At 36.4% G+C, this 20,344-nt stretch carries 27 protein-coding genes and 1 pseudogene; all 28 read left to right on the forward strand.

Annotated elements, in window-relative coordinates; translation table 11 throughout:
* Window positions 1–224: 224 nt before the first annotated feature.
* The gene (locus EHQ52_RS15260; RefSeq protein ID WP_135616052.1) at window positions 225–1,211 is read left to right on the forward strand and encodes a leucine-rich repeat domain-containing protein; all 987 of its coding nucleotides are present in this window, start codon (window positions 225–227) and stop codon (window positions 1,209–1,211) included.
* Window positions 1,212–1,522: 311 nt separating this feature from the next.
* Window positions 1,523–1,768 carry a DUF4160 domain-containing protein gene (locus tag EHQ52_RS15265; RefSeq protein ID WP_135616053.1) on the forward strand — a complete coding sequence of 82 codons (246 nt, stop codon included), beginning with the start codon at window positions 1,523–1,525 and terminating at the stop codon, window positions 1,766–1,768.
* Window positions 1,749–2,015 carry a DUF2442 domain-containing protein gene (locus EHQ52_RS15270; RefSeq protein ID WP_135616054.1) on the forward strand — a complete coding sequence of 89 codons (267 nt, stop codon included), beginning with the start codon at window positions 1,749–1,751 and terminating at the stop codon, window positions 2,013–2,015. Before EHQ52_RS15265 ends, EHQ52_RS15270 begins: the two co-directional genes overlap by 20 nt.
* 156 nt (window positions 2,016–2,171) lie before the next feature.
* Window positions 2,172–2,843, forward strand: coding sequence for a hypothetical protein (locus EHQ52_RS15275; RefSeq protein WP_135616055.1), 672 nt, complete (start codon window positions 2,172–2,174; stop codon window positions 2,841–2,843).
* Between the two features lie 185 nt (window positions 2,844–3,028).
* Window positions 3,029–3,841, forward strand: coding sequence for a FlgO family outer membrane protein (locus EHQ52_RS15280; RefSeq protein WP_135616056.1), 813 nt, complete (start codon window positions 3,029–3,031; stop codon window positions 3,839–3,841).
* Between the two features lie 176 nt (window positions 3,842–4,017).
* Window positions 4,018–4,569, forward strand: a complete 552-nt coding sequence (locus EHQ52_RS15285; protein ID WP_135616057.1) for a hypothetical protein — start codon at window positions 4,018–4,020, stop codon at window positions 4,567–4,569.
* A gap of 241 nt (window positions 4,570–4,810) precedes the next feature.
* Window positions 4,811–5,089 carry a type II toxin-antitoxin system RelE/ParE family toxin gene (locus tag EHQ52_RS15290; RefSeq protein WP_135616058.1) on the forward strand — a complete coding sequence of 93 codons (279 nt, stop codon included), beginning with the start codon at window positions 4,811–4,813 and terminating at the stop codon, window positions 5,087–5,089.
* A gap of 12 nt (window positions 5,090–5,101) precedes the next feature.
* Window positions 5,102–5,389 carry a HigA family addiction module antitoxin gene (locus EHQ52_RS15295; RefSeq protein WP_135616059.1) on the forward strand — a complete coding sequence of 96 codons (288 nt, stop codon included), beginning with the start codon at window positions 5,102–5,104 and terminating at the stop codon, window positions 5,387–5,389.
* A gap of 212 nt (window positions 5,390–5,601) precedes the next feature.
* On the forward strand, window positions 5,602–6,048 hold the full coding sequence (locus EHQ52_RS15300) for a hypothetical protein (RefSeq protein ID WP_135616060.1): 447 nt from the start codon (window positions 5,602–5,604) through the stop codon (window positions 6,046–6,048).
* Window positions 6,049–6,251: 203 nt separating this feature from the next.
* Window positions 6,252–7,190, forward strand: coding sequence for a hypothetical protein (locus EHQ52_RS15310; RefSeq protein WP_135616061.1), 939 nt, complete (start codon window positions 6,252–6,254; stop codon window positions 7,188–7,190).
* A 127-nt stretch (window positions 7,191–7,317) separates the two neighbouring features.
* The gene (locus EHQ52_RS15315) at window positions 7,318–7,698 is read left to right on the forward strand and encodes a tetratricopeptide repeat protein (protein WP_135616062.1); all 381 of its coding nucleotides are present in this window, start codon (window positions 7,318–7,320) and stop codon (window positions 7,696–7,698) included.
* 12 nt (window positions 7,699–7,710) lie between these two features.
* Window positions 7,711–7,839, forward strand: a pseudogene (locus EHQ52_RS20385) (DUF2695 domain-containing protein); the annotation flags it as partial.
* Window positions 7,840–8,037: 198 nt separating this feature from the next.
* Window positions 8,038–8,631 (forward strand): hypothetical protein, encoded by a 594-nt coding sequence (locus EHQ52_RS15325; protein WP_135616063.1) that lies wholly within the window; start codon window positions 8,038–8,040, stop codon window positions 8,629–8,631.
* Between the two features lie 248 nt (window positions 8,632–8,879).
* On the forward strand, window positions 8,880–9,992 hold the full coding sequence (locus tag EHQ52_RS15330; protein ID WP_135616064.1) for a hypothetical protein: 1,113 nt from the start codon (window positions 8,880–8,882) through the stop codon (window positions 9,990–9,992).
* A gap of 156 nt (window positions 9,993–10,148) precedes the next feature.
* A complete protein-coding gene (locus EHQ52_RS15335) occupies window positions 10,149–10,787 on the forward strand; it encodes a hypothetical protein (protein WP_135616065.1) in 639 nt (212 codons plus the stop codon).
* Between the two features lie 147 nt (window positions 10,788–10,934).
* Entirely contained in the window at window positions 10,935–11,576 is a 642-nt protein-coding gene (locus EHQ52_RS15340; RefSeq protein ID WP_135616066.1) for a hypothetical protein, read from the forward strand.
* A 378-nt stretch (window positions 11,577–11,954) separates the two neighbouring features.
* Window positions 11,955–12,374, forward strand: coding sequence for a hypothetical protein (locus EHQ52_RS15345; RefSeq protein ID WP_135616067.1), 420 nt, complete (start codon window positions 11,955–11,957; stop codon window positions 12,372–12,374).
* A 515-nt stretch (window positions 12,375–12,889) separates the two neighbouring features.
* Window positions 12,890–13,210, forward strand: coding sequence for a hypothetical protein (locus tag EHQ52_RS15350; protein ID WP_135616068.1), 321 nt, complete (start codon window positions 12,890–12,892; stop codon window positions 13,208–13,210).
* A gap of 167 nt (window positions 13,211–13,377) precedes the next feature.
* The gene (locus EHQ52_RS15355; protein ID WP_135616069.1) at window positions 13,378–14,118 is read left to right on the forward strand and encodes a hypothetical protein; all 741 of its coding nucleotides are present in this window, start codon (window positions 13,378–13,380) and stop codon (window positions 14,116–14,118) included.
* A 117-nt stretch (window positions 14,119–14,235) separates the two neighbouring features.
* A complete protein-coding gene (locus tag EHQ52_RS15360) occupies window positions 14,236–14,754 on the forward strand; it encodes a hypothetical protein (protein ID WP_135616070.1) in 519 nt (172 codons plus the stop codon).
* A 235-nt stretch (window positions 14,755–14,989) separates the two neighbouring features.
* Window positions 14,990–15,394, forward strand: a complete 405-nt coding sequence (locus tag EHQ52_RS15365) for a hypothetical protein (RefSeq protein ID WP_135616071.1) — start codon at window positions 14,990–14,992, stop codon at window positions 15,392–15,394.
* Window positions 15,395–15,683: 289 nt separating this feature from the next.
* Window positions 15,684–16,058, forward strand: a complete 375-nt coding sequence (locus tag EHQ52_RS15370; protein ID WP_135616072.1) for a hypothetical protein — start codon at window positions 15,684–15,686, stop codon at window positions 16,056–16,058.
* A 231-nt stretch (window positions 16,059–16,289) separates the two neighbouring features.
* On the forward strand, window positions 16,290–16,817 hold the full coding sequence (locus EHQ52_RS15375) for a hypothetical protein (protein WP_135616073.1): 528 nt from the start codon (window positions 16,290–16,292) through the stop codon (window positions 16,815–16,817).
* A 603-nt stretch (window positions 16,818–17,420) separates the two neighbouring features.
* Window positions 17,421–17,882 carry a low molecular weight protein tyrosine phosphatase family protein gene (locus tag EHQ52_RS15380; protein ID WP_244244923.1) on the forward strand — a complete coding sequence of 154 codons (462 nt, stop codon included), beginning with the start codon at window positions 17,421–17,423 and terminating at the stop codon, window positions 17,880–17,882.
* Window positions 17,883–18,249: 367 nt separating this feature from the next.
* Window positions 18,250–18,528 (forward strand): BrnT family toxin, encoded by a 279-nt coding sequence (locus EHQ52_RS20345; protein WP_135616074.1) that lies wholly within the window; start codon window positions 18,250–18,252, stop codon window positions 18,526–18,528.
* Entirely contained in the window at window positions 18,525–18,797 is a 273-nt protein-coding gene (locus EHQ52_RS15390; RefSeq protein ID WP_135616075.1) for an antitoxin, read from the forward strand. Before EHQ52_RS20345 ends, EHQ52_RS15390 begins: the two co-directional genes overlap by 4 nt.
* Before the next feature lie 152 nt (window positions 18,798–18,949).
* Window positions 18,950–19,669 carry a hypothetical protein gene (locus tag EHQ52_RS15395; protein ID WP_135616076.1) on the forward strand — a complete coding sequence of 240 codons (720 nt, stop codon included), beginning with the start codon at window positions 18,950–18,952 and terminating at the stop codon, window positions 19,667–19,669.
* A 297-nt stretch (window positions 19,670–19,966) separates the two neighbouring features.
* The gene (locus EHQ52_RS15400) at window positions 19,967–20,257 is read left to right on the forward strand and encodes a hypothetical protein (protein ID WP_135616077.1); all 291 of its coding nucleotides are present in this window, start codon (window positions 19,967–19,969) and stop codon (window positions 20,255–20,257) included.
* The last annotated feature ends 87 nt before the right edge of the window (window positions 20,258–20,344 follow it).

Here is a 20,344-nt window from a genome sequence, read left to right on the forward strand (position 1 = left end):
ATCGTCTAACTATCGGTGCCTCCTCTCCGCTCGGGGCTTGCTAACGCAACCCGCTCGCTTGGGCTTCGCCACATTTCGCTTTGTCACTCGTCTTGCAAAGCAAGTCTCGTGCCATCGTAAACGTCGGAACACCTTGGTCGTTATATGCAATTGCTCAAATCAAAATGAAAAAGGAGATCCAAATATTTATTTCTGACAATTGATTGAAATAAATAGAAAATTAAATGAAACATCATTTTGCTAATTTTTTAGATGGAGAGAATGGGTATTGGGAAATGGTTCCGAACGGGGATCGTCATCAATTTGATATCGATAGCATTCATACCAAAAAGCATGAGACTAAAATAGTTACCTACGGAAAGAATAATACGAATTGGGAAAAAGTCTTTTCATTTCCAAATCTTGAAGAAGTAACACTCCATGAGCCAAATAAAGACCAACTACAGTCAATTGAAAAACTTGCTTCTCTAAAAAGATTACGAATTACTCATGCTAGAGTAAAAGACATAGAATTTCTATCTCACTTAGAGAGGCTAGAAGAGTTAGTTCTTGAATATGTCTCAGGGTTTTCCGATCTCTTTCCGCTTGGCAAACTTCAAAAATTGAGATCATTAAACTTAGAGAATCTTCGTGGAGTTTCAGATTATAAAGGGCTTACTGGATTGAAAAAGCTCAAATATCTACGAATTGATGGAACTTTAGATTGGAATCAACCCATAGATAATTTTGAATTTCTCGGAGATCTTACTTCATTAGAAGTTCTTAAATTAGGAAGTATATTTAATAAGTCGCCATTTCCTGCCTTATTATCTATTGCGAAGTTAAAAAGAATGAAAAAGATTTGGATCCCCAGCAATATCTTAGATGTAAAAGAATTTGCTTTTATTGAAGCATGCTTTCCTAAAGTGAAAGGTGCAATAAGGGCTCCTTTTTCCAAAATAGCCTATTCAACTATATTTCTTCCGAAGACTGATGCTCGTTCATCACTTTCTGATGATGATATTCAAAAGCACCATCCTGAGGTCACAATTGATTATAAAGGTAGGAGAACGATTGCTGACCCCGATTCTGAATGGTTTGAATTTCTTGGAAAGCGTGCCGGAAGAGTTAAGTGTAATAGCCCTCAATCATCCGAAAAATGTTTCGAGTATGCAGTAAAATATGATTCTATGAAAAAGGAAGCATTGTCCTTACTAAAAAAAGCGCATTAACATCAATCCGTGACCGGGCAACTGCATATAACTTTCGGTGCTTCCGCTCCGCTTCGAGATCGCTTTCGCGACTCTCGCTCGGGCTACGCCACATTTTGCTTTGTCACTCGTCTTGCTGAGCAAGCCTCGTGGCAAGTCCTTCGGACGTGCAAAACGTCGGAACACCTTGGTCGTTAGGCGTCATGAAGCGCCAGAATCTTCTTTACAAAGGAAATTCTAAAAAGAGTTTATTCTATAAACTGTGCTCATATACTAAACATATAAATAGTTTATTTATTGCTCGAAATAATATATAATGCAACATTGGTTGAATGCCAAAAGTTTTTGAAAGAAACGGCTATAAGTTCTTTTTCTTTGCAAATGAAGGAAATCCTCGAGAACCAATTCACATTCATGTGAGAAGAGGAGAAAAATTAGCAAAATTCTGGCTAAAGCCAAATGTAAAGTTAGAAGATAATTATGGATTTAACTCTAAAGAGTTAAATTGGATTGAAGAAGAGATTGAGAATAATTTAAATCTTATAGAAGGTAAATGGAATGATTTCTTCGGTATCTGAAGCAAAAGCCCAAAGAATTTGGTTTGATGAAGATAATCTTTGGTTATCTTTATATGATGGTAGAACTTTATCAGTTCCACTCGCTTATTTTCCTCGATTAAGAAGAGCTAACAAAGAGCAACTTGAAAGATATGAAATTAGCGGAGGAGGAATAGGTCTTCATTGGGATGATATAGATGAAGATATCAGTGTTCCTGGTCTCTTGCTCGGAAATGGCGATCTTACCTCTCATAATAAAAAATTGTAAATCCTACTTATATTAAGCGCTTCACTACGCTTAACTATCGGTGCTTCCGCTTCGCTTCGAGATCGCTTTCGCGACTCTCGCTCGGGCTTTGCCACATTTGCTTCTGTCACTTCGTTTGCATGAGCAAACTCGTGCCATCGCAAACGTCGGAACACCTTGGTCGTTAAGCGCCATATCACTGAAATTATGTTATTTGAAGAAGCTAGTGAAAGATATTCTCATATTGATGGAGAACTTTTAGATTATAATTTCTCCTTTAATGGTGACTCTTTTGTTAAGATAGATTTTTTCCCCTGGTGGGAAAATCCTAAATATCACTATGCGGTGTCAGAGAATCTTAACTGGAGAGCGAAAAACAGCAGAAAAATCACTATGACAATTAAGCCAATAGGGCTAATAAAATTTTCATTTGAGCCACGTTGTTTAGCGACAGATATTAGTTTTTTGTTAGATGATCCGCTTCTTTGGGAATATTATGATAAAACTCAATTGTTCATTAATGAACAATTTGATTATTTGGAGTTGAGACAGAAACTTATTCTTCGATATCCTATTATTGAGAACTGCATTAATAATTATCTTCCGATGAATGCAAGGCATAATCCTCCATATTGTCTAGGCGATTATCCAACTCATATATATAATTATTTAGTGGAAATTTTGACAGAGATGAAAGTATCGATTTTTCCTAAAAATACAGTATCATTTCAGTCAAATTTAAAGCTCGTTTATATTGATGAAGCGAATTATATGATAGCTGATGACTTTATTATCGATGTTCCTGAAGTGATTTTCCAGGATGACGATTTTTATATAGAAGAAAAGTGATACGGCGCATAACTTACGGTGCTTCCACTCCGCTCGTGGATCGCTAACGCGACCACTCGCTCGGGCTACGCCACATTTGCTTCTGTCACTCGCCTTGCATTGGCAAGTTTCGCGCCATCGCGAACGTCGGAACACCTTAGTCGTTATACGCCATAATCTCAAAACATTTAATCTAAGAGAAAAATATGAAAAACCATTTAAAATTCATTCTCGTAGTAGTTGGATTTATTTTTTGTTTCAACTGCCAAAAGCCTGAAGACCTTGCTGTATTGGTTGCTCCAATTACTTATTCTATAGCTAAGAACGCTATTGACCAGGGTAAAAAGAATGGAGAATACTGTATAAAACTTAAATACTCGAATATTCAGAAAGGAGAAGGGGACTGGCCTTCTGGAGAAATTAATTACGAAGTAGAATCTGCGGAATATCCTGGAAAAGTCGGGAAGATTCATTACATATTAAATGGCAGTCATTTGGCCACTGCTATCGTTGTGCCCCCAGGAAAAAATAAAACTCAGTTTCAAGTCAATCTAGTTGAAAGTGCAATCGTATTTGGCCAAACTCAAAGCATCGAAACTTACCTTAATGTTATGGCTAAGCAATTATCTGAGAACACTCCGAAGGATCTTAAAATTGCAGTTTTTGATTTTGAAGGTATTAAGGGAGAGCGAACCGTATTAGGAAAACGTCTCCCAGAATCTCTTATTAATTATCTTGTCAATTATAAGCTACAAGTATTAGAAAGACGTTCCCTAGATTCAGTAATAAAAGAACTAAGTTTTCAGAAAACAGGTTTAACTCAGGGCTCAGATGTGCGGAATGAGATAGGCAAATTTTTAGGAGCAGATGCTATTTTAACAGGAACCTTGAAGAATGATAAGGAAGAGATATTAATAAACGCTAGAATAATTAGAATAGACACTGGAACGGTGGTTGCTGCAGAAAAAATAATTATTCCTAAGTATCTCTTTCCCCAAACTGATCTTCATGTCTTTTAATTAATTTAGATTACTTCGCTTAACTATCGGTGCTTCCGCTCCGCTTCGAGATCGCTTTCACGACTCTCGCTCGGGCTTCGCCACATTTGCTTCTGCCACTTCGTTTGCTGAGCAAACTCGCGCCATCGCAAACGTCGGAACACATATAATAATATTTTAATATATCAGGAGATAACATGATTAAATCAAAAGTTTTCGCTATTGCGTCATTGGTATTACTATTTTCATCGGAAATAATATCCGATGAAAATAAAAAAGCAATTAAATTCGATCAAGAGAACTACGAATTGGTATTCTCGGATGAAACTCGTTCAAATTTAATAAAGGAATATTTAAGAAAGGGAGATTCGTTAGAAAAATGGAACAAGATGGTTACGATCTTTGATTGGAAGAATGCTTCTGAAGTAAAAGATATACTTCCGAAATATATCGAGCAAGTTGTAACTCCTAATTCTATAAGGAAGCCGAATATGCTTAAAAATACAAAAAGTGTATATAAAGAAGATTATATTTTTGAATTCTTTCTTTCTCCTTCATCGAGCGATTATATTGAATACAACCTTCATCGAATGATTACTACGAATAGCAATAAAGTTATTTCTTTTATATTCGCGTTAAAGATCCCTATGACAGGCAAAAAGGAAGTAGACTCGGCAAATGTAAGGAGTGCACTTGAAGAGAATCGCATTAATTGGTTTGCTGAGATTGGGGAAATTGTGTTGGAGTAATTTCTTAAATTTCAGGATGCAGCATTGCCTAACTAACAGCTCTGGCGCGTCGCTTCGGGGATCGCTTCGCGACCCGCTCGCTCGGGCTTCGCCACATTTGCTTCTGTCACTTCGTTTGCAGAGCAAACTCGTGCCATTGCAAACGTCGGAACACCTTGGTCGTTAGACGGACAGTTTGGCTAAATTTAATTTTTAAAGGAAAAAGTTTGACATTGTAACCCATTAGGTTACGGTATGAGTATTGATTATCTCCTTTAGACACAAAGGCCTTGAACAGTTTTTTGAAACTGGCAGTAAGAAAGGAATTCAAGCAGATCATTCCAATAAATTAGCTAGAATTCTGGATAGGTTGGATTCCTCCACATCTCCCAAAGATATGGATTTGCCTGCATATCGTTTACATTCTCTAAAGGATCGTGAAAAGGGCAGATGGTCAGTCTGGGTAAATGGGAATTGGCGTGTTACCTTTGAATTTAAAGGTGAAAACGCAATAATCGTCGATTATGAAGATTATCACTAGAGGCAAAATTTTATGAATAAGAGAAAACCTACTCATCCAGGTGAAATTCTACTAGAAGATATAATAAAGCCCTTAGGATTAACCATAACTGAGGCAGCGAAAGACTTAGGAATATCTCGTAAAACATTATCGGAAATAGTAAATTGCAAGAGTCCAGTTACTCCAGAAATGGCAGTAAGAATAGCAATAGCAACAAATACTTCGGCAGAGAGTTGGCTGAGCATGCAGACAAAATTAGATTTATGGACTGCAATGCAAGAAAGGCCTAAGAATATAGTTAAGTTTCCAATCTCTGCGTAATAACGCCAAACCGTCACCTAGCTATCGGTTCTTCCGCTCCGCTCGGAGATCGCTTCGCGATTCGCTCGCTTGGGCTTCGCCACATTTGCTTCTGTCACTTCTCTTGCATGAGCAAACTCGCGCCATCGCAAACGTCGGAACACCTTGGTCGTTAGGCGACATTTCATGAAATTTTCTCTCAAATAATTTATAAGGAGTGAATGAAAAAATTCATGATAGAATTAGTACAAGTAATTGCGAATTTGGCAACGACTGTGGCTCTTGGAATAGCGTCCTGGCAGTTATACGTTAATTCTAAGCAGCGAAGAGCGGAGCATATATTTTCTTTGCTAAGCCTATTTCATAGCGATACTGCGATGTATGATATCTATTATAAGATAGAATATGGCAATTTTAAATATGACGAAAGTCATCATTTATCAAAAGAAGAAAAGGATTTAGATAGGCTCCTTGGCTTTTTTGATAATATAGGCAGGCTTTACTTTATGGGGCTAATAAATAAATCCGATTTTGGCATATTCGGATATGAAATGAAAACAATGCTTGATGATGACGGGGTCGTTGCTTATCTTTCTTTCATAACGGATTATTCAAAAAGCCGCCATCGACCTAATCCTTTTCCAAATTTGGAAAAATTAAGAAATTTATTTCCTAAATAATATTTACGTTTATACTTGAATGAAACGTCGCATAACTGTCCGTGCTTCCGCAGCGCTTCGAGATCGCTACGCGACTCTCGCTTGGGCTGCGCCACATTTCGCTTTGTCACTCGTCTTGCAGAGCAAGTCTCGCGCCATCGTAAACGTCGGAACACCTTGGTCATTAGGCGAAATTGCGCGATTTTATATATAAAGGAAATTAAATGAAAAAAATTACTATTGTGTTTCTATTGTTCAGTTACTCTGTTTTATTTTCAGAAGACACTAAATCGCTTAACGAAGTTAAAGCTGAACTAAATTTCATCAAAGCTTTAAAATTAAAAGATGTAAAGTTCTTCAGAGAAGCTTTTTCCCCGTCGATTTTCTTTCAATATGTCGTTAAAGGTAAACAATTCTCAGAAATCGATTTTAAAGAATTTTCAGCGAAAAAAGGCATTCTCTATGAACTTTTCTTTAACACAGACTATGTAAAAAATAATATTAATGCAAATTCAGTAAGTTTTTCAGATGCATTTACTAATTCCTTTGGGATTTCAGTTCATGCTAGTTCTGATGATAGGTACATTCTTTCTAGTATCACAACTATTCATAATGGTTTTTGTTATGATGTGATACTAAATTGCGGTGACGATGCCAAAATTTGTGAAATCTCAGGCTTGAATATTTCAGGTTGTAGTGGCTTAGATAACGTACTATTAAGTAAACTTCCTTCTGAAGAAATAAAGCTTCAAAGATTAAAAGGGAAAAAATACTTAAAAGAAAGCCGTGAATGGATTTCTTCCGGGTTACAATTACTAGAAATCTTCGACGAGAAGAGAAAGGCTATTTATGGTCCGAATGCTGTATTTGATTCGATTTTTGCTGGAACGGAAGATGGATATGGAGGAGTCGCATATTTAATGGTTAAAACAAAGAAAGAATCGGATTTTCTATTATTTTACAGACATTTAACATCTATAAATGAAAAGATAGTGAATGCAAAGACTTCATTGAGTCCTGGAACTTTTATAGGGAGTAATGAAAAAAAAGTCGGAATTCAATTAACGAATGAGCCACCCAAAATTACAATTGATGGGCGCACCATTTCAGGTAATCCAATTACTAGCACATTAACTATACAAATATTAAAAGGTAACCTTTAAAAGGCGAAACTACGCATAACTTACGGCTCTGACGCTACGCTTCGAGATTGCTGCGCAACTCTCGCGCCGTTGCGAACGTCGGAATACCTTGGTTGTTATGCGGCATTTGATAAAAGGAATTTGTAATATGGAAATTCAGAAATTAAAAGAACTGTTAATATCAGGAATTATGATATCTGGGCAAAGTTCTTTAGATAGAAGATTGCCAGCTAAAAAATCTGTTCCTATATTTATAGATGTTCGAAGAAGACTAAAGGATTTTTTGTTAGAAAATCCAGATGCAGTGGAAGGATGGAAATTACTCTCACAGGCAGAAGAGGCATTGTTAAATTATGCAGATGCAATTTCTAATTTTGAAAAATATTTAAATTTGAAGGGGAGAGATAATAAGGATCTTAAGAAATTGGCTCAATTAAAGGAAAGTCAATTGGAATTGCATGATCTAATACTTTCTCCGGAAGAATTAAAGGATTTAAGCAATATATTAAATAAATATATACTTGAGTAAGGGTGTGATCATTCACTGAAAAGGACGAAAATATATTTAGAAGAGAAATTTTCTAAGAGTAAGGTTAAAAGCATTATTATCGCTCTTCAAGATCGTGGTGGATTTTGTGATTGTGAAGTTTTGGCAAACGTTACTCTATAAAAAACCAAACGTCGGATAACTTACGCTACCTCCGCTCCGCTCGGAGATCGCTTCGCGATTCACTCGCTTGGGCTTCGCCACATTTCTTTGTCACTCGCCTTGCAGAGCAAATCTCGTGCCATGTGCTTACGCACTCGCAAAACGTTGGAACACCTTGGTCGTTAGTCGACATAGCTCTTCATCATTATTTATATCAAAATGAATAATTTACCTAACTCAACTAAGGAAAAGATTTTTTCTTTTTTAATCGGAGATATTTCCTTAATAGAGTTTGAAGCTTTTCTATATGAATCCAAGGAAATTGAGAATTGTTTTAAATATGACGATTATATAGAATTAATCTCATTAAACTTCAATAAGACTAACAATAGATATGAAGCATTTAAAATAATTGAAGGAAATATTGATATATCAGAGTTTGTGGTTTGGAAATTAAATAAAACCCTAAATAACATTCTGAATAAAGGTAAACAATACCCAGAATCAATCGTTTCTCTTTATGATTTATATTGCAAAGGATACTATTTTTTAGAAAAGCTTGGATTAATGTATGGAAATGCATTAGATTACCCTAAAGAATATGATTATGATAAAAATATATCTGAACTAAGCGAGTTAGAACAAATGAAATTGGCAGATGCTTTTTATCCGGAAATTATTCCCGCTGTACAATTGGTTCAGCAGTTTATAAAAGATAAAAAAATAATCTTAACTGGAAAATTAGGTAGTTTAGACAGATATGAATACATTGATAATAGAAATGACGAAGAAAGAATTCAAACTGAATTCTGAGATGCGGAAAGTAATTAAAGATTGTTGAAGTGCTGTAAGTTGAAATGGCGCTAACAGAATCACTACGTCGCCTAACTGTCGGTGCTTCCGCTCCGCTCGTGGATCGTTAACACGACCACTCACTTGGGCTTCGCCACATATTGCATTGTCACTGCGCTTGCAGTGGCAAGCTCGTGCCAACCGCAAAACGTCGGAACACCTTGGTCGTTATACGCCATGCTTAAATTTATTGCATAAAAAGGAATTATATGTCAATTGAAACAGTAAAACAACATATATTCAAATTTTCCTCTAGCAGGTTGGAAGATTATCAAGAAAATATTAAGGAACTTAGACCAGATAAAGGATATGGAAAGTTCCCAAAGAACGTTGAAATCCAAAACTTGATGAGAGATATCAAGGCAAATATTGAAGACCACCAAATTGGAATGCGGATTCCGGAAGATTATGCATCGCCAGAACAATTCATTAACTACTTAACGAAATTCAGAAAATTTCTTATTACTAAAAGGGTAATATTTTCTGATCTAGGCAAATATTATAATAAAAAAGAAGATAAAGAATGGGATTATCCTGCAGTTATTGCAAAGGAAATGTTAGAAGAATGTATCTCTTTACTAGATTTTGCTTTGCAAGATGAAGAAGTTGTCGCTTTACGAAGTCCAAAATTTCACTCCTTTAAATCATATTTTAATTCTCTCACAATGCCGCAGGCATCTTTATTGGGAGCAATATTAGTATTTTTTACGAGCATATTTACTGCAGTTCCGACGTATTTTATAACAAAAGAAACCTATCAAGTTCCTACTGATCAAGAAATTGCTGATAAATTCAAAGAGCAAATTAATGTTCAAGAAGGATTTCGGAAATATGCATACCCGAATATGGGAATCTCATTCATAACTCCTGATGATTGGAGAGTGGAAGATGCAGCAGCAACTTTTGGCGGGGGTGAGTTATACTTAATCAAAAAGTATGATCAAGATAATGCAGCTATCGGAATTAGACTAGTTATTAGATCAGTTCAATCTAGATACTTGAATGCGCCAGAAATCGAAATGAATAACCAACTTGAAGTCTGGCGCAAATCCGATAAAAATGCTGGTAAAAAAGATGTTATAATTTCTGGAAATTATGGGTATTTGTTTAGCTATAATCAACCCCTTGGTGGCAAAACATTAGTAAATGTGCGTGTATATTGGGTAAGACTAATCCCCAAAGTTAAATTAGAAATATGGGCTCATGCCTATTCTAACGATTTGGAAAAAGATTCATTTTGGCGTGAAGTAGATGGCATAGTGAATAGCGTTCAGACAATTGATGAATTGATTTATAAAAAGAAGAAGATTGTTACTCAATAAATGCACGGCGTATAACTAAAAAGTTGTCGTGGCGCTTCGGGCTTGCTTGGGCTTCGCCACATTTGCTTCTGTCACGCACTTGCTTACGCAAGCATCGTGCCATCGCAAACGTCGGAACGCCTTGGTCGTTTATCAATAAAATTTTAGAAGGAAAAAATGAATCTAATTAATGTAATGAAAGTAGCAATGCTGATCCTGGCTGCTGCGACAATGAATACTTGTAAGTCAGCTCAGGAGAATATCCAAATATCGAAGAACCAAGATTATAGATCAAATTCCGGAATCTTTTCTCTAAAAATTCCTTCTGATCTTTCATTAGGACCCAAATTGAATGAATCCAATAATGCTATTACGATACTGGATGATTTAGGCGGGTTATATAGAATTGAATATATTAAGCTTTCAAAAGAATTTCTTACCGATGCAGAATCAAAGAAAGCTTCTCCCTTGGAGATTCTGCAATTTTTCAGCGTCGTTAATTTTTTTGAGAAAGGTCTTCTGACGGCAATACCAAATAGCAAATTAATTTCTAATAAATCTTATGAAGGGAAAAACGGTATTTACCACCTTATGCTATTATTTATACCGGGAGGGTCATCTTTTTCAGTTAACGGTAAAAGAAGCGATATTCATCGGGGAGTGGTTACTGTTAAGATCGACGGCTATATTTTTCTAGTTCATACTCAAGAAAAGATGTCAATCTTGGGTAAGATGCCTAAATTAAGTGTTGAAGAACTTGAAAAGGATCTCTTTTCCAGGGGATTAAGTTTAATTGATTCAATTCAAATTAATTAATAATCACTGCGCTTAACTATCGGGTTGGCGTTGCGCTTCGTGGATCGCTTCGCGACCACTCACTCGGGCTACGCCACATTTGCTTCTGTCACTGCGCTTGCTTGCGCAAGCTCGTGCCATCGTAAACGTCGGAACACCTTGGTCGTTATGCGAAAGATTGCAAAAATTAATATTACGATGAAATTAGTTAACGAAAAGTTTTATTCAATAGAAATGGAAAGGTCTCCAGTTAAATATGCGCGCCTGATGGGTTTTGTTTCAGGAAGAGAGCGCCGAGAAATCTGCAAATTAGAGGGTAAATGGGAATGGGAACCAGTTGCAGACTCAGAAATAATGATTGAAGATTACAGGGCGATTGAATGGCCAGATCTCTTACCAGACTATTATGAAGGGAAATACTTTATATTTTCAGATCCTTTCTTTAACTTTATCCATTCATTAGGAATTCCTTATTGTCGGGGATTTAACGTATCCATTTTGAGTCCTTATCCTAAGGGTTTACCAATTGACGATATGCCAAACTATTATCTTATGAATACAGATAGCATTTCAGGCGGAAGACTAATTCACGATCCGCCTCTAGTATATCATCAAAAAATTTGTCCAGAATGTGGTCAGCGACGAGTGGACGTGAAAAGTATTTCAATTCCTAGAAAGAGTTTTGTTGATCCTTTAAGCTGGAATGGTATAATGCTTTTTTCGATAAAGTCACGATTATATTGTACAGAAGAATTTGTAAAATTGATTCGCAAAAGCGATTTTACAAACATCAGATTTACATTATATTAAAATCTGATTGGAAATTCTTTGTGCAAGTTGTAGTTAATGCAATCCTTCGCATAACTACGGCTTATCGCTTCGCTGCTGGATTCGCAAGCGAACTCTTGCTCGGGTTACACCACATTGCCCTCCGTCGCGTTTCTTGCTATTGCAAGAAATCGCGCCGACGCTAACGCCTCCATCGGAGGCTCAGTTACGGACAACGTCGTCAAGCCTTGGTCTTTAGGCGCAATATTTATAATCATGTACATAGAAAATATACTCATCGCATTTTATTCAATGTTAGGAATAATTATTTTTCTATCAACGATAGCATACGTTCTCGTCTTTCTTACAGATTATCGAGATTTTTCAATAGATTTTCGAAATGGAATTTTGATTCGAGAATTGAAACTTTCCCGGCTAAATCTTGATTTTATTCCTAATAAAATTCATAAATTCGATAATGGGGTTGTAAAAGTTATCTCAGCAAGTTTGGTACTTGTTAGAAGAAAACTTAGTTCAGAGACCATAGCATCAGTGGGAAGGCGAGAGCCAATGGTTTATTGTTCAATAGAATTGGTGTCTGGAGTTTGGGAGGCAAAGATCAAAATTTCCTATGTTTCTGTAATTTTGCTTTTATATCCTTTATTCTTTTTCGGAATTATTTCATTTAATTTCATTTCTGTATTAAAATTTCATCCATTATCCTTTGTATTATTACTAATTCCATTTGGTGTCGTAAGCTTTCTATATTCTATAATCGAAGCTGAAGCGGTCGATCAGATGTATAAAATATTTGCGGAATTTTCGGAAATAGTTTCTTAAACTTTTATTTCTACTAACGAAAATACTGCGCGTAACTGTCGGTGCTTCCGCTACGCTTCGAGATCGCTAACGCGACTCTCGCTCGGGCTTCGCCACATTCGCTTCCGTCACTTGTCTTGCAAAGCAAGCCTCGTGCCATCGCAAACGTCGGAACACCTTGGTCGTTAGGCGCAAGGCATTGAAATTTTTTCCTCGTATTAAATCTTTTCTATATGGGCTTGCTTTCCAGATTTCTTCTCTTGATAAAAATGAAATCGCAGGATGATGAATCTTGCCGAGTTTGTGGATATCACTTAGGATATAAACCATGGGGAGATGATGGGAAATCACCAGATTATACAATATGCGATTGTTGTGGAACTGAATTCGGATATGAAGATAGTAGCTTATCTAGCATTAGAATAAAGAGAGAGAAGTGGCTATCTTCTGGGTATTCACTTATGGATTTTTCAGGGATGAAACAACAATTATCTAGAATTCCCAAAAAGTACTTATAAGATATTAATAGATCCAATATGCAAATTAACAAACTGAATATTATAATCGGAGAGGTGTTAGCTGCCGCGTCATCAGGTCCTTTTTTCGATCATGATGAAGAATTTTCTACAATATTCGGGCTACACCGTTTTGAGGTTGCAGAGATCGCTAATAATTGGTCAATGCAGATAAAAGATCCTGAAACGACTGTAACAGCCGTCAATAATAGCTTTAATAATCTCTTAGGTTATCCCCATGGAATGGATGACCAACGGTCTGGCTGGATTTCTATGTCGCAAGGTGAATTACAAACTGTATTTCAAGAATGGAAAAGAAGTCTGCAGTCGCAAGAAGATTGAAAGCTTAGTAAACCAATGCCCATCGCCTAACTGTCGGTGCTTCTGCTACGCTCGGGCTTGGCCACATTTCGCTTTGTCACTCGTCTTGCATAGCAAGCCTCGCGCCAAGTCCTAACGGACTCGCGAAACGTCTTCAAGCCTTGGTCGTTAGCCGAAATGGAATTCATATGCAAAGAAGTAGTAATAAAGTAAATAGGAGAAAGAATGTAAGCAATAGCTCGGATATTTTAGGGTCAATCATAATGGTTCCTATTATTCTAATAATCGCTTCCCCATTTATTGCCTATGCTATATTCGGAGTCATTCTCGCTCAAAAATTTTTGCAAATAGTTGCTATGGCCTCAGGAATAGAAAATGTAATTGGTACGTATTATGGGGGCGTGCATGTAATTCTTCTATTATGGCTAACCGGGATTATAGGTTTTCCTGCTTTGTTACTAATTTTGAAGTGGAGATTTATTGATAAGAAGCCAAAGAAAAAGGAGATTAGAACATATAACCGCCTATTGTTGGGAGTATTCTCGGTATTTGCACTAGTAGCTCTTTATACTATTAAGAGCTACGTAATTGTAACTCCAAAGAAAATATATATTTCTGGAATTGCTACATTATTTCACCGAAAAGAATTTAGTTATCATGAGATTTCAGATTTAATAATTAAAGCTACACGAAGTAAATCACATTATCAACTTTCTATTGATCTAGATCTTGGCGGTGAGCGTATTAAGCTAAATGAAATTGGCTATTTTGCTGCGGGAAATTCTATCCCATTGTCTGAAAATGCTATCCCGTTAATCCGAGGTATATATCTCTTTCTCAAAGAAAATGCCCCTAATAAAATAAAAATCAATTATAAGTATCTCAACGATAATCAAATTGAATACTTAAATGAAATAATGCAAAATTAAATTCCACGTCGCCTAACTTACGGTGCTTCCGCTCCGCTCGAGGATCGCTAACGTAGGAACACCTTGGTCGTTATGCGCCATTGACAGAATGTCCTTCTTTAATTGAACATACGGTGCATGAAAAAAATTGATTATTCAAAGCTATATTCATTTCCACACAAGTTTAGAAAGGATGCAACGGAAGGCTTTGTCGTCGATCAAGACAAAGAAAGATTGATAATTTGGCGAAATTCTCACGATTATATATTAGATGGGTTTGTTTTATTAGAGCGAGGGAATATCCTCTCAGTTGACCGCAGACCGAGACAAAAATTTACCGAAGCGGTTCTAAAACTTAAATACAAAAGGCTGAAGCAAAAGGCGATTTTAAAAAATAATCTTGAATCTACATTATTAGCGATCACAAAAAAATATAAGATTATCTTTATTGAACAAAGGAAAGTAGATATTGGATTTGTTGGAAAGTTTATTAAACTTGAAAATAAAGTTCTGTATCTTAAATCGATGGGACTTAAAGGGGAATGGGAAGAAGTAATGGAATTTCCTGTTAAAAGTATTCAGAGGATTGAATTTAATTCAGATTATTTAAATGCTCTTTTGCTTTATAGAAAGCATAAGTATAGAGATATTATATAGGAATTCTGTCAACCGCGCATAACTATCGGTGCTTCCGCTCCGCTTCGAGATCGCTCCGCAACTCTCGCGCCAGCGTGAAACGTCGGAACACCTTGGTCGTTAGGCGAAAAAAGCACCAAATCCGTCTTAAATCAGAAATAGAAAATTCGGAATTGATGCATACCAGTAAGAATTCATATTTTATTCGTTAAATTAGTAAATAGTAACAAATTAAAAGAAATCGGGAGAATAACAAATGGATCCTATTGCTTACAGGGGCATAGAAAGACTAATCATAGCTTTTGGAGGGATATTTTTTGGATATTTAGGTTACCGACTATTTATGAAAGGAATAACCACGACTAAAAGTGATTTGAAATTTGAATCGGTGGGCTTAAATATAGTATTCTCTGGAACTGGGCCTGGTTTGTTTTTCATGATATTTGGTGCCATCATTCTGATAACTTCTCTTTATAGCGGAGGTGTATCGATTAGTGAGAAGACTTCATTAGATGGGAAGAATACGGAAGTGATTGCGTTGCCTGCTTCTGTTGATTCTAATGAATCTGAAAAAGCTAAAGTTAAACCGAAATTATCGGAAGAGAAGCCTTCAAAGAATGAAAAGCCAACTCGTGAAACTCATACACAGATGGGTCTCTGAATAATGTCCGTTTATTAAGGTGCTTTCATCGGCTAACTTTCGGCTCTGACGCATCGCTTCGAGATGCTTCGCACTCTCGCTTGGCCTTCGGCACATTTCGCTTTGTCATTCGCCTTGCAAAGCAAGTCTCGCGCCAAGTCCTAACGGACTCGCGAAACGTCGCCAAGCCTTGGTTGTTAGGCGCAATTTTTCAACCTTTACATTCTTCATGAAATCAAAAAAGCTGAATTCTTGCCCTTTCAGAATATTTAGCCGACACCAAAGACTTTTTAGGATGGATGTAGCTTAAATGCGTAAAGTAGTATTCATTATATTAATTAGCTTTTTGTTTTCGTGTGATGGTATTTTGAGAATAGAAAATAATGTTTTTATTAAGAATAAAATCGATTCAAAATTATATTTATCGAAGTTTACTGGTGAATGTGATATCTATTTCAATTTACTTGAGATTAAGGGTGTTGCATTCACTCCTAACCCTGAAAAAATAATATATCGAGATAAAGTTTTTGTAAAAGATGGGGTTTTGGAATATCAAACAATAACCTGGGGAAAAGAGTCGAAATACAAGGTTCATTTGAAATGTCCAAACTACAAAGAAGTTGTTAGGGAATTTGATTTTCCGGCGATAGAACCGGCTTATTATTACTTTGAACTTGAAAAATAAGGCAAATCAAACATTTCGAAATGCTGAAGTTGAAGTGTTCAATATACTCATTATATTTATAAAAAACTGCGTCTAACTTACGGGTTGGCGTTACGCTTCGAGATCGCTACGCGACTCTCGCTCCAGGCTACGCCACATTTCGCTTTGTCACTCACCTTGCGAAGCAAGCTCGCGCCATTGCAAACGTCGGAACACCTCGAATCGTTAGGCGCCATTTATTTAAGGAATAACATGAAAAAGATAAAATTTTCAATACTAGCACTTTTAATAGTAACTTGTGCAAGTGCTTGTTTGCACAAAAATATTGATGAAGCTATATTCGCCTCATTGGAAAGAGAAGTTTCCCATAATGACTGGGGGAGCTATAATAAAGAAAAAGCCAGAATATTCGAGAATATTTATAACGAAAATTCTACAGATAAACGCTTTGCCTCGCTCCTCTTTGATTATCTTAATACAGAAGAAAGATGTTATTGGATAGGTATTTATTTGGATGAAACATCTTATACCAAAATAAAAAACTATGACTTATCAGTAAAAGTGTTGGAGAAGGGTCTTTCATTGACACAACATGATGCTGATAAGGTTCGTTTCTACTTTATATTGGGCAAAAAGTATTATTATAAGAAAAAATTTAGCGAAGCTAAAAGCTATCTTGTAATAGGTAATCGATTATCGGAGAAATATCCAGGAACTGTTCCTACATGGAATGACGATGAAGAGTACGATGAGATAATGAAATTCATTAGAAGCAAATAAAACGGCGCCTAACTATCGGTGCTTCCGCTTCGCTTCGAGATCGCTACGCGACTCTCGCTCCAGGCTTCGCCACATTCTGCTTTGTCACTCGTCTTGCATGGGAAGTCTCGTGCCAAGTGCTTGCGCCATCGCAAACGTCGGAACACCTTGGTCGTTAGACGCCATAAATTAAAATAGTTTCTTTTTATCAGAACTAATAGAAATAATGGTTCTTTGTTTCATTATGTAGATGAAACTGAATTGATTAAATTCGTGTGCGAATAGGATAATAATAGAACTACACTATGTATTTACAATTGCACCTTGCCCGGTATTATCATTATATTTCAATGTTTCTTGCACCGGCGCTATACTTAATTGCGATATTTCTAAGTATCGGATTTACAATCTATTTGGTTATTTCCATATTTTCGAGACCGAAACTATTTACTACTTGCCCAAGATGTGGTTTTACTTGTTCTCCAAGAGCCTATCCAGTGAAATTTTGTCCAAAATGCAATGCGGATCTAAAGATTAAATAAAGATCACCTTATCTATATAATTTACGTCGCCTAACTGTCGTTGCTTCCGTTCCGCTCGGAGATCGCTACGAGACTCACTCGCTTGGCCTTCGGCACATTTCGCTTTGTCACTCGCCTTGCGGTGGCAAGTCCGCGCCAAGTCCTTCGGACTCGCGAAACATCGTCAAGCCTTGGTCGTTTAAGCGAAATCGCTTTAAAGATTTATTGTAATATGAAAAGATTTTTGTTCGTTTGTAGTATGAATAGGCTTCGTAGTCCAACAGCGGAAACTATTTTTAGTACGATAGATGGTATTGATGTTAGATCAGCTGGCACTGATAAAAATGCCGAAAATCCAATCTCGGCTGATGAAATTGAATGGGCAGATTGTATTATTGCAATGGAGAATCGCCAGAGAAACATTCTGCTAAAAAAGTTTAAATCATTACTGAGAGATAAGCGTTTAATTGTCTTAGGAATTCCCGATGATTACGAATATATGGATCCAGAATTAATATCAATTCTAAAGGTTAAGATGTATCCTATTTTCGGAATTGCTGTATAACTTAGGATAAATGATAAAAGGTTTATTCAGAAAAGAAAAGATATATTTAACGGAAAAGCAATAGCTAACAAAAGCAACCATCGCCTAACTTTCGGTGCCTCCGCGCCGCTCGGAGATCGCTACGCGACCACTCACTCGGGCTACGCCATATTCGCGTCTGTCACTTCGTTTGCATGAGCAAACTCGCGCCATCGCAAACGTCGGAACACCTTGGTCGTTAAGCGCCATGTGGGGTAAAATATCCCTTTATAAAATTCTTATTCATATAATTTATTTTTGGTTTCGGGGAAATTCTGACAAAAATACACATCATTAAGATTAAAATCTTTGTATTGACATTAGGCACACGTCTAATAATATAGATAGGGTGATCTTTGATTGGGATAATGACAAGAACGAAACCTTAAAATCTAAGCGAAATATAAGCTTTGAAAGGGTAGTTGTTGAAATTGAATCTGGATCAGTTTTGGAAATCTTAAAGCATCCGAATAAAAAAAAGTATCCTAATCAAATCTTACTAATTGTGGAAATTGATAATTATGCTTGGGTAATTCCTGCAATCGAGAACAAGGATACGTTCTTCTTTAAAACAGCATATCCTTCAAGGAAATACACTAGTATATATCTACCGGAGGCAAATTTATGAAGTATAAACTTAGCCAAGAAGAAAAAGATTTAGAATCTTCTATTGAGAGAAATGAATGGAAGCCGGTTGATAATAAAGCTCAGTATTTAAAAAGATTCAAATCTGCTGCCAAGAATACTTTATTAAAAGATAAAAGAATGAATATCAGGATAGCTGGAAAAGATATTCAATTGTTAAAGACCAAAGCATTGGAAATTGGAATTCCTTATCAGACTTTGGTTTCAAGTATATTGCATCAGTATGTTACTGGTAAATTAACAGAACGCTAAGCACCCCACACTTCGCTTAACTTTCGGTGCTTCCGCTCCGTTCGTGGATCGCTATCGCGACCACTCACTCGGGCTGCGCCATATTCGCGTCTGTCACTTCGTTTGCATGAGCAAACTCGCGCCATTGCAAACGTCGGAACACCTTGGTCGTTATGCGCAATGATGAACAAAAAAAATTTTTACTTAGAGGAAAAATGCAGATATTTATAGGAACAGTTTTAAGGATAATTAAGAATAAGTATTTTTGGCATACGGTTATCGTTATGCTTGGCTTAACGATTTATTTCAATATTGGAAAAGGAGACTTCCCAACAGTATATACTTTCCTTGCTGCGTTTTTTTTAATATTATATGCGACTTATACAAGTTTGAAATTTCTGTATGAAATAACCTCAGTCAAAAAATGGAAATTAGATGTCACATTCGGCGAATTTTTCTGGCTCTTATTTGGTTTCTCCTTAGTCTTTTCTCTACTTTTTGGAATTCCTTTCGCGATTATATTTTTCAAATTTATGGGAAATGGAGATGCTGAAAGACTTAAAACTCTTAATAGAGTTTTTCTTTTTCCAAAAGAGATTATTGAATTACTATATGCGCTTTCTTCAATTGTTGTTATAGGGACTCGTAGTACTGATACTATAATAAAGAACATTAAGGAATTGCTGCATGACTTCGAATGTCGAAGATTATTTTTGTTTTTTTGTGCTTTTGCTGTGATAGACTTATGTATAAATTTGTTTGCAGAATTTATTAATTACTATTTTCTCTTTGCTATATCAATTCTACTCTCGCTTCTTCCTGTAGTCTTATTTTTGAAGTTAGTAGAGCAATTCCAAATCTTGAAATTTGATTCGCGGAATTCAATTGAATAGTGCTCATTACTTCGCCTAACTATCAGTATTTCCGCTACGCTTCCGACATTTCGTTTGCAGAGCAAACTCATGTCATCGCAGACGTCGCCAAGCCTTGGTCATTAGGCGCTATGATTAAAAATATTCTTTAATATTTATAAATAAAGAATCGAAATTAGTGAATTTAAATATCTTAAGATATGCGATCTGACTATTAAGAGTAAACATATCGGAGAGGATTGAGTGGGAGTAGGTTATACTTTAGTAAATGAGACAAAGAAAGAAATAATCAGTTTCTTTCGTCTCCCGGTAAATACTATGGATGAGATATGTGGAAATCCTGCTTCCGCATCAATGGTAGCCTGGTATTTATTCAATAACCCTGCGAGTAGAATAGCTTTTTGCCCAGATCATATTAACGAGTCTTATCCCGAATGGCCATTGCCTGGAGTATCTTGGGACGATATACTAACTTATAGAGATTTAACAGAGGAAATACTCTCAGTGTTGATCAATAAAGGTATTCTTAGGGATAATGGGATTAGATATCAAGATGAAGAAGATCCAGAAGTTTACTTAAAGGACATCAAGAACATATGGGCGGAATAGAGCAACGGCGTATAACTATCGATTCTTCCGTAAGTTCATGCTATCGCAAACGTCGGAACACCTTGGCCGTTATGCGGTATAGTTCAG

The organism is Leptospira koniambonensis (genome assembly GCF_004769555.1).
GTDB lineage: Bacteria > Spirochaetota > Leptospiria > Leptospirales > Leptospiraceae > Leptospira_B > Leptospira_B koniambonensis.

Excerpts from the sequence above, each read along its gene's own strand:
- EHQ52_RS15360 (WP_135616070.1), top strand. The coding sequence starts at position 14,236 with ATGAAAAAAATTGATTATTCAAAGCTATATTCATTTCCACACAAGTTT.
- EHQ52_RS15270 (WP_135616054.1), top strand. The coding sequence starts at position 1,749 with ATGATTTCTTCGGTATCTGAAGCAAAAGCCCAAAGAATTTGGTTTGAT.
- EHQ52_RS15330 (WP_135616064.1), top strand. The coding sequence starts at position 8,880 with ATGTCAATTGAAACAGTAAAACAACATATATTCAAATTTTCCTCTAGC.
- EHQ52_RS15400 (WP_135616077.1), top strand. The coding sequence starts at position 19,967 with ATGGATGAGATATGTGGAAATCCTGCTTCCGCATCAATGGTAGCCTGG.
- EHQ52_RS15355 (WP_135616069.1), top strand. The coding sequence starts at position 13,378 with ATGCAAAGAAGTAGTAATAAAGTAAATAGGAGAAAGAATGTAAGCAAT.
- EHQ52_RS15295 (WP_135616059.1), top strand. The coding sequence starts at position 5,102 with ATGAATAAGAGAAAACCTACTCATCCAGGTGAAATTCTACTAGAAGAT.
- EHQ52_RS15375 (WP_135616073.1), top strand. The coding sequence starts at position 16,290 with ATGAAAAAGATAAAATTTTCAATACTAGCACTTTTAATAGTAACTTGT.
- EHQ52_RS15390 (WP_135616075.1), top strand. The coding sequence starts at position 18,525 with ATGAAGTATAAACTTAGCCAAGAAGAAAAAGATTTAGAATCTTCTATT.
- EHQ52_RS15325 (WP_135616063.1), top strand. The coding sequence starts at position 8,038 with ATGAATAATTTACCTAACTCAACTAAGGAAAAGATTTTTTCTTTTTTA.
- EHQ52_RS15340 (WP_135616066.1), top strand. The coding sequence starts at position 10,935 with ATGCGAAAGATTGCAAAAATTAATATTACGATGAAATTAGTTAACGAA.
- EHQ52_RS15285 (WP_135616057.1), top strand. The coding sequence starts at position 4,018 with ATGATTAAATCAAAAGTTTTCGCTATTGCGTCATTGGTATTACTATTT.
- EHQ52_RS15315 (WP_135616062.1), top strand. The coding sequence starts at position 7,318 with ATGGAAATTCAGAAATTAAAAGAACTGTTAATATCAGGAATTATGATA.
- EHQ52_RS15310 (WP_135616061.1), top strand. The coding sequence starts at position 6,252 with ATGAAAAAAATTACTATTGTGTTTCTATTGTTCAGTTACTCTGTTTTA.
- EHQ52_RS15335 (WP_135616065.1), top strand. The coding sequence starts at position 10,149 with ATGAATCTAATTAATGTAATGAAAGTAGCAATGCTGATCCTGGCTGCT.
- EHQ52_RS15265 (WP_135616053.1), top strand. The coding sequence starts at position 1,523 with ATGCCAAAAGTTTTTGAAAGAAACGGCTATAAGTTCTTTTTCTTTGCA.
- EHQ52_RS15370 (WP_135616072.1), top strand. The coding sequence starts at position 15,684 with ATGCGTAAAGTAGTATTCATTATATTAATTAGCTTTTTGTTTTCGTGT.
- EHQ52_RS15365 (WP_135616071.1), top strand. The coding sequence starts at position 14,990 with ATGGATCCTATTGCTTACAGGGGCATAGAAAGACTAATCATAGCTTTT.
- EHQ52_RS15260 (WP_135616052.1), top strand. The coding sequence starts at position 225 with ATGAAACATCATTTTGCTAATTTTTTAGATGGAGAGAATGGGTATTGG.
- EHQ52_RS15395 (WP_135616076.1), top strand. The coding sequence starts at position 18,950 with ATGCGCAATGATGAACAAAAAAAATTTTTACTTAGAGGAAAAATGCAG.
- EHQ52_RS15350 (WP_135616068.1), top strand. The coding sequence starts at position 12,890 with ATGCAAATTAACAAACTGAATATTATAATCGGAGAGGTGTTAGCTGCC.
- EHQ52_RS15280 (WP_135616056.1), top strand. The coding sequence starts at position 3,029 with ATGAAAAACCATTTAAAATTCATTCTCGTAGTAGTTGGATTTATTTTT.
- EHQ52_RS15300 (WP_135616060.1), top strand. The coding sequence starts at position 5,602 with ATGATAGAATTAGTACAAGTAATTGCGAATTTGGCAACGACTGTGGCT.